The sequence below is a fragment of the Pseudomonas tehranensis genome (genome assembly GCF_014268615.1).
GTDB lineage: Bacteria > Pseudomonadota > Gammaproteobacteria > Pseudomonadales > Pseudomonadaceae > Aquipseudomonas > Aquipseudomonas tehranensis.
Genome location: NZ_JABWQV010000256.1, coordinates 1 through 6,797 on the forward strand (window position 1 = coordinate 1; position 6,797 = coordinate 6,797).

Consider the following 6,797-nt stretch of genomic DNA (forward strand, 5'->3'; position numbering starts at 1 on the left):
GTGGTGAAAAAGAAAACCCCCGCAGGCAGAACCTGCGGGGTTTTCATGAAGCACAGAACTTAGAGCGTGTAGGAGATGCCAGCCTGCACGGTTCGCGGTGCGCCTGGGTAGGCATAGACGTTGCCGAAAGCGCCTTCTTCGTAGTCGGCGTCGAACAGATTCTTCAGGTCCAGGTTGAGGCGGATCCGCTCGTTGACCTTGTAGTAACCGAGCAAGTCCACCACGGTGTAGCTGTCCATGGAGAATGCATTGGCCGCCGTCTGGCCGGCCCGTTCATCCACATACTTGGCGCCTAGTCCCAGGCCCAGCCCTTTGAGGCCGCCATCCTGGAACTCATAGACGTTCAACAGGCTGAAGGTGTTTTTGGGTACGTTGAGCAAGCGGGTACCGGACGGGATATTGATGTCCTTGGTCACTTCGGCATCCACATACGCGTAACCACCAATCACGCGCCACTCCGGCGTCAAATTGCCTGCCACATTCAGGTCAAAACCACGGCTGCGCACTTCGCCAGCGGCCACGCTGAAGGCGGAATCCACTGGATCAGTGGTGAGCACATTACGCTTTTCGATCTGGTACACCGCCGCATCGACACTCAACTGACGGTCCAAGGCTTCCCACTTGACCCCCATCTCATAAGACTTGCCCTCTTCCGGCTTGAACCCGCCGCCTCCGCGACTGGCACCGTTGTTGGGTTTGAACGAGCGGGCGGTGTTGGCGTAGACAGCCACCGTGTCGGTCAGGTCGTAGATCACTCCCAGGCGTGGGGTGACGGCGTTGTGGCTGATGTCCCAGTTTCTGCTGCCCGGCTGCTGGGGTGGGGGTACAGGGACGAAGGTCTCGTATTCATGCTCAAAGCGCTCGAAACGCGCCCCCGCCAGCACCTTCAAACGTTCGGTAAGCGCCACTTGGTCCTGAATGAACACGCCGAAAGTCTTGAGGTTTTCCTGATCATCGGTGGGGGTGCGCGTCAACGCCGGGCGTGGCTGGCCATACACCGGATCGAAGATATCGATCGGGTAGGCACCGACGGCGCCGGAGGATCGCTTGATGATCGACTGGTAGTCGTAGTCTTCGTACTCGATGCCGGTCAACAGCGTGTGCTCGAACCCGCCCGTGGAAAAATGCCCGGTGAGATTGAGTTGCGTGTCCCGGTCAGTCCATTCCAGTTTGCGATAGTTGAAGTTACGACTCAGCGTGCGCCCATCGGCGCCGATGCTGTTGCCTTCCACGGCGTTGCCCTGCAACGTGCCGTCCAGCCACTGGGTCCCACCGGCCAGGGTCCAGTCGTCGTTGAGCATGTGCTCGAAGCGCACCTGGAGCATGTTGTTGTCGTTGTGCAACTTGCCGGCGTCTTTTTCGCCGAAGAACGTATCGCGCGAGGCGGTGCCGCGCTGGCCGGCGTAATGGGTCAGGCCACGGTCCAGCGGCGCATTGTTGCGCATGAAGTCGCCTTCGAAGGTCAGGCGCGTGGTGTCGTTGACCTGCCAGGTCACCACCGGCGCAATGCCGTAGCGTTCGGTCTCGACGTGGTCGCGGAACGTATCGCCGCCCTCGCCGATCACGTTCAGGCGATAAGCCAGGCGCCCTTCTTCGTCCAGCGGGCCTGAGGCATCCAGGGTGCCGCGACGCATGCCTTGGTCGCTGACCTGACTGCCCAGGGTCACCGTGCGTTCGGCCAATGGTTGCTTGGACACCACGTTGAAAGTGCCGCCTGGATCGCCGCGACCGTACAGCATCGTCGCCGGGCCGCGCAGCACTTCCAGGCGCTCGATGGTGTTGGCATCAGGCATGTTCGGGTAACCGCGGTTGATCGGGAAACCGTTGCGATAGAACTCGCCCGTGGTAAAGCCACGGACCGTGAACGTGGTCAGGCCCTGGCCGCCGAAGTTGTTCGCCCTGCCAACCCCGCCGGCGTAATCGAGTGCGTCTTGCAGGCGGGTGGCGCTGAGGTCTTCCACCACGTCGCGCGAAACCACGGAAATGGACTGTGGGGTTTCATGGATCGCGGTGTCGGTACGTGTCGCGCTGGCCGAACGGGTCGCGTGATATCCCTTGACGGGCCCCTGCGCGGACTCGATATCCGAAAGACCCACGATGTCCGTGGCTTGCAGTTCCAATGGCGTGGAGGTTGCGGCCATGGGCTCGTCTGCCCACGTGGATACGGAATAAGCCTGGAGCACACACAGTGAAACGAGAATCCGACGCATCGATGCACAATCCTAATGAAAGTACGTCAGCCCCCCTGAGGCCGACCAAAATGTGTCGTGAAAGATACAGCAACTCATTCTTGTTTGATATAAATTCCTATTCATACCTTCTATAAAATACCCTTGCAGAACAATGTGCCAACGGGCACCGCAGGTCATGCCGGGGACAGCTCGACACGGCAGCGGGCAAAGTCGTATACCATATCCCCAAACAAGCCAAACGATCGCCGCCGTGACCTTATCCAAGTTCAATCTGCCTGATCTGGGCAACACCCCTTCCACTTCGGAAATCATCACCCGTCATCTGCGCGAAGCCATCGTGGCCGGGCATTTTGCCGAGGACGAGCCGATTCGCCAGGACGACATCGCGCGGCAGTTCAACGTCAGCAAAATTCCCGTGCGCGAAGCCCTCAAGCGCCTGGAAGCCGAGGGGCTGGTGATGTTCCAGCGCAATCGCGGGGCGATGGTCACACGCATTTCCGAGGCGGAGCTGGCGCAGATGTTCGAGGTGCGGATGCTGCTGGAAGACAAAGTGCTGCGCCTGGCAATTCCCCACATGACCGAAGAAACGTTTGCTCGCGCCGAAGGCATCTGCCAGGAGTTCATCGGTGAGGACGACGTGGGCCGTTGGGCCGAGCTCAACTGGCAGTTACATGCCTGCCTCTACGAGCCGGCGCAACGGCCCTTTCTGGTGGGTCTGATCCGTTCGGTCCACGACAAGCTGGAACGCTATTTGCGCATGCAAATGAGCCTGTCCGCCGGCAAGGACCGCGCCGATCACGAGCACCGGGAAATCATCAAAGCCTGCCGCGCGGGTGATGTTGAGCGGGCAGTGAAGTTACTCGATGAACATATCGCCGGCGTGTGCCGGACGCTGTTCGAGTTTTTGCCTGCCAGTCACTGATGAATCCGGACTGTGCCGATTTCGTCATGAGCACAGGCTAAATCCATCAAGCCGCCAGCCGCCTGCACGGGCCACGCTTGCGTTCACTCACCTGAACGGACGTGGCCTCCCATGAAACGCATCACCGTGATCGACTCCCATACCGGCGGCGAACCGACCCGTCTGGTCACCGACGGTTTTCCGGATCTGGGCCAAGGCAGTATGGCCGAGCGCCGCCAGCGTCTGGCGACACAACACGACGCCTGGCGCACCGCCTGCGTGCTGGAACCGCGCGGCAGCGATGTGCTGGTGGGGGCATTGCTCTGTGAGCCGCAGGATCCGAGCGCCTGTGCCGGGGTGATCTTCTTCAACAACAGCGGCTACCTGGGCATGTGTGGCCACGGCACCATCGGCCTGGTGACGTCGCTGGCACACCTGGGCAAGATCGGCCCTGGCGTGCACACCGTTGAAACCCCGGTGGGCACGGTGCAAGCGACCTTGCATGAGGACCGTTCGGTCAGCGTACGCAATGTACTGGCCTACCGTTACCGCAAGGCGCTGAGCCTGGAGGTGCCCGGTATCGGCCCGGTGGTGGGCGATGTGGCCTGGGGCGGCAACTGGTTTTTCCTGATCGCTGACCATGGCCAGCGCGTGGCGGGCGACAACCTCGACGCGTTGACCGCCTACACCTACGCCGTGCAGCAGGCCTTGGAACAGCAAGGTCTGCGGGGTGAGGACGGTGGCCTGATCGATCACATCGAACTGTTTGCCGATGACCCGCAAGCCGACAGCCGCAACTTCGTGCTCTGCCCTGGCAAGGCGTATGACCGCTCCCCATGCGGCACCGGCACCAGCGCCAAACTGGCGTGCCTGGCTGCGGACGGCAAACTGCAACCCGGGCAGATCTGGCGCCAGGCCAGTGTCATTGGCAGCGAATTCGAAGGCTCCTATGAGTTCGACGGCGAGCGCATCGTGCCGACCATTCGCGGCCGCGCCTATATCAGCGCCGAAACCACGCTGGTCATTGAGCCGGATGATCCTTTCGCCTGGGGCATCGTCCCGTGAACCCCGGCCACGTCGCCGATGTGATCATCATCGGTGCCGGCATCATCGGCGCCGCCTGCGCCCGGACGTTGGCCCGGCGGGGCTTGAAGGTCCTGGTACTCGATGCCGGTTGGCACGGCGCCACGGCCGCCGGCATGGGCCACTTGCTGGTGCTGGACGACAACCCGGCGGAACTGGCCCTCAGTCAATATTCCCTGCAGCGCTGGCGCCAGTTGGCACCGACCCTGCCCGACGCCTGCGCGTGGCGCAACAACGGCACCCTGTGGCTGGCGGCCAATGCCGAGGAAATGGCCGTTGCCCATAGCAAGTACCTGAATCTGCTGGCCCATGGCGAAGACTGCGAGCTGATCGGTCGTACTGCCCTGCAGCAGCGTGAGCCGCAACTGCGCGAAGGTCTGGAGGGCGGCCTGCTGATCAAGGGCGACGGGATCCTGTATGCGCCGGCCGCCGCGCGCTGGATGCTGGACGAGGCCAATATTGATCAGCAACGCGCCCAGGTCGTTGAAGTGGACGGCCATCGGGTGCGTCTTGAGGATGGTCGCTGGCTGAACGCCGAAGCGGTGATTCTCGCCAATGGCATCCAGGCCACCGAGCTGTGCCCGGAGTTGCCGATCGAAGCCAAGAAGGGCCATTTGTTGATCACCGATCGTTACCCCGCCACCGTCTCCCACACCCTGGTGGAGCTGGGGTATGTCACCAGTGCTCACAACGCCAGCGGTCCATCGGTGGCATGCAATATCCAACCGCGTCCGACCGGGCAGCTGTTCATCGGTGCCTCGCGACAGTTCGGCACCGTCGACCCGCAGGTGGAGGGCTGGATGCTGGCAAAGATGCTCAAGCGTGCTGTCGACTACATGCCAGGCCTGGCACACCTCAACGGCATCCGCGCCTGGACCGGTTTTCGCGCCGCCAGCCCCGACGGCCTGCCGCTGGTGGGGCAACATCCGCAGCGCCCTGGCCTGTGGCTGGCGGTGGGTCACGAAGGCCTCGGTGTCACAACGGCACCCGCAACGGCTGACTTGCTGGTCGCGCAACTGTTCAATGAAACCTCGCCGCTAGCCCCTCAAGCTTACCTGCCCCAGCGTTTCCTCGGAGAACCGGCCCATGCCTGAATTACTCCTCGACGGCCGCCCCTTATCGGTCGCCAACGGCACCAGCGTTGCGGCGGCGTTGGCCTTGGGCGCGGACGGTTGCAGCCGCACTTCGGTCAGCGGCCAGCGCCGCGCGCCTCTGTGCGGCATGGGCATCTGCCAGGAATGCCGGGTGATGATCGATGGCCATCGACGCCTGGCCTGCCAGACGCTGTGCCGCGATGGCATGCAGGTGCAAACACGGCCATGAACGAAACCACCGACCTGTTGATCATTGGCGCCGGCCCCGCCGGCATGGCCGCCGCCCTGGCCGCGGCAAGCAGCGGTATGCGCATTGTGCTGCTGGACGATAATCCATGGCCGGGCGGGCAGATCTGGCGCGACGGCCCCCAGGCTCACCTCCCGGCCGAGGCCCGACGTCTGCGCAACTCATTACAGGCCTGCGCCAATGTGCGCTGCCACGCCGGCACCCGCGTCATCGCCTGTGCCGCGGATAAAACCCTGCTGGTGGAAGATGCCGAACGCGGCTGGCAGATCACCTACCAGCGCTTGATCCTGTGCACCGGCGCGCGCGAACTGCTGCTGCCCTTCCCCGGCTGGACGTTGCCGGGGGTGACCGCTGTTGGTGGTTTACAAGCATTGATCAAGAGTGGCCTGCCCGTGCGCGGCGAACGGCTGGTGATCGCCGGCAGCGGCCCGTTGCTGCTGGCCAGCGCCGCCACCGCCAAACATCAAGGGGCGCAGGTACTGCGGATCGCCGAGCAGGCCAGTCGCGGCGCCGTCGCTGGTTTCGCCGCGCAACTGCCACGCTGGCCGGGCAAATTTTTGCAGTCATTGAGCCTTTTCGATCCGAACTACTGCACCGGCACTCATGTGCTGGAGGCCCTGGGTCGCGAGCGGCTTGAGGGCGTGCGCTTGCTACACCGGGGCGAGACACTTGAACTGGCCTGTGACCGTCTTGCTTGTGGTTTCGGGCTCATTCCCAATACTCAGCTCGGCCAGGCCCTGGGCTGCGGCCTTGAAGGCCAGGCGCTGGCTGTTGACGCCTGGCAAGCGACCACCCGCCACGACCATTACGCCGCCGGCGAATGCACCGGGTTCGGTGGCAGCGAACTGGCGCTGGTGGAAGGCGCCATCGCCGGGCACAGCGCCGTCGGCAATAGCGTCGCCGCCCAACGCTTGTGGCCTCGCCGGGCACGCTGGCAAGGTTTCGCCCGGGCTTTGAACAAGGCCTTCGCCTTGGACCAGCGACTCAAGACCCTCGCTCGGGACGACACGCTGGTGTGCCGCTGCGAAGACGTGCCCTATGGCGAATTGGTCGGCCAGCCGGACTGGCGCGCAGCGAAACTGGCGAGCCGGTGTGGCATGGGTGCCTGTCAGGGGCGGGTTTGCGGTGCTGCGCTGGAACATCTGTTCGGCTGGCCCTCGCCCACACCGCGCCCGCCCTTCAGCCCGGCGCGGATCGAGACTTTACTGCACCTGGAAGAAACCCCGCCCACTTGAGCCCGGTGCATATTTTTTTGTGGGAGCGGGCTTGCTCGCGAAAGC

General features: G+C 63.3%; 6 protein-coding genes. 5 read left to right on the top strand and 1 reads right to left on the bottom strand.

Going from position 1 to position 6,797, the window contains the following annotated elements; all coding sequences use genetic code 11:
- Nucleotides 1-59: 59 nt before the first annotated feature.
- On the bottom strand, nucleotides 60-2,210 hold the full coding sequence (locus tag HU811_RS23320) for a TonB-dependent siderophore receptor (RefSeq protein ID WP_186658336.1): 2,151 nt from the start codon (nucleotides 2,208-2,210) through the stop codon (nucleotides 60-62).
- A 232-nt stretch (nucleotides 2,211-2,442) separates the two neighbouring features.
- On the opposite strand from HU811_RS23320, the gene HU811_RS23325 reads away from it, so the two are divergent.
- The 5 genes from HU811_RS23325 (at nucleotide 2,443) to HU811_RS23345 (ending at nucleotide 6,752) form a co-directional block, all read left to right on the top strand.
- Nucleotides 2,443-3,114, top strand: coding sequence for a GntR family transcriptional regulator (locus HU811_RS23325; protein WP_092398701.1), 672 nt, complete (start codon nucleotides 2,443-2,445; stop codon nucleotides 3,112-3,114).
- 111 nt (nucleotides 3,115-3,225) lie between these two features.
- Nucleotides 3,226-4,158 (top strand): 4-hydroxyproline epimerase, encoded by a 933-nt coding sequence (locus tag HU811_RS23330; protein ID WP_186658337.1) that lies wholly within the window; start codon nucleotides 3,226-3,228, stop codon nucleotides 4,156-4,158.
- Nucleotides 4,155-5,270 carry an NAD(P)/FAD-dependent oxidoreductase gene (locus tag HU811_RS23335; protein WP_186658338.1) on the top strand — a complete coding sequence of 372 codons (1,116 nt, stop codon included), beginning with the start codon at nucleotides 4,155-4,157 and terminating at the stop codon, nucleotides 5,268-5,270. Before HU811_RS23330 ends, HU811_RS23335 begins: the two co-directional genes overlap by 4 nt.
- Nucleotides 5,263-5,499 carry a 2Fe-2S iron-sulfur cluster-binding protein gene (locus HU811_RS23340; RefSeq protein ID WP_186658339.1) on the top strand — a complete coding sequence of 79 codons (237 nt, stop codon included), beginning with the start codon at nucleotides 5,263-5,265 and terminating at the stop codon, nucleotides 5,497-5,499. Before HU811_RS23335 ends, HU811_RS23340 begins: the two co-directional genes overlap by 8 nt.
- On the top strand, nucleotides 5,496-6,752 hold the full coding sequence (locus HU811_RS23345; RefSeq protein WP_186658340.1) for an NAD(P)/FAD-dependent oxidoreductase: 1,257 nt from the start codon (nucleotides 5,496-5,498) through the stop codon (nucleotides 6,750-6,752). Before HU811_RS23340 ends, HU811_RS23345 begins: the two co-directional genes overlap by 4 nt.
- Nucleotides 6,753-6,797 lie beyond the last annotated feature (45 nt).

Coding starts and splice junctions, on each gene's coding strand:
- HU811_RS23320 (WP_186658336.1), bottom strand. CDS start 2,210: ATGCGTCGGATTCTCGTTTCACTGTGTGTGCTCCAGGCTTATTCCGTA.
- HU811_RS23345 (WP_186658340.1), top strand. CDS start 5,496: ATGAACGAAACCACCGACCTGTTGATCATTGGCGCCGGCCCCGCCGGC.
- HU811_RS23330 (WP_186658337.1), top strand. CDS start 3,226: ATGAAACGCATCACCGTGATCGACTCCCATACCGGCGGCGAACCGACC.
- HU811_RS23340 (WP_186658339.1), top strand. CDS start 5,263: ATGCCTGAATTACTCCTCGACGGCCGCCCCTTATCGGTCGCCAACGGC.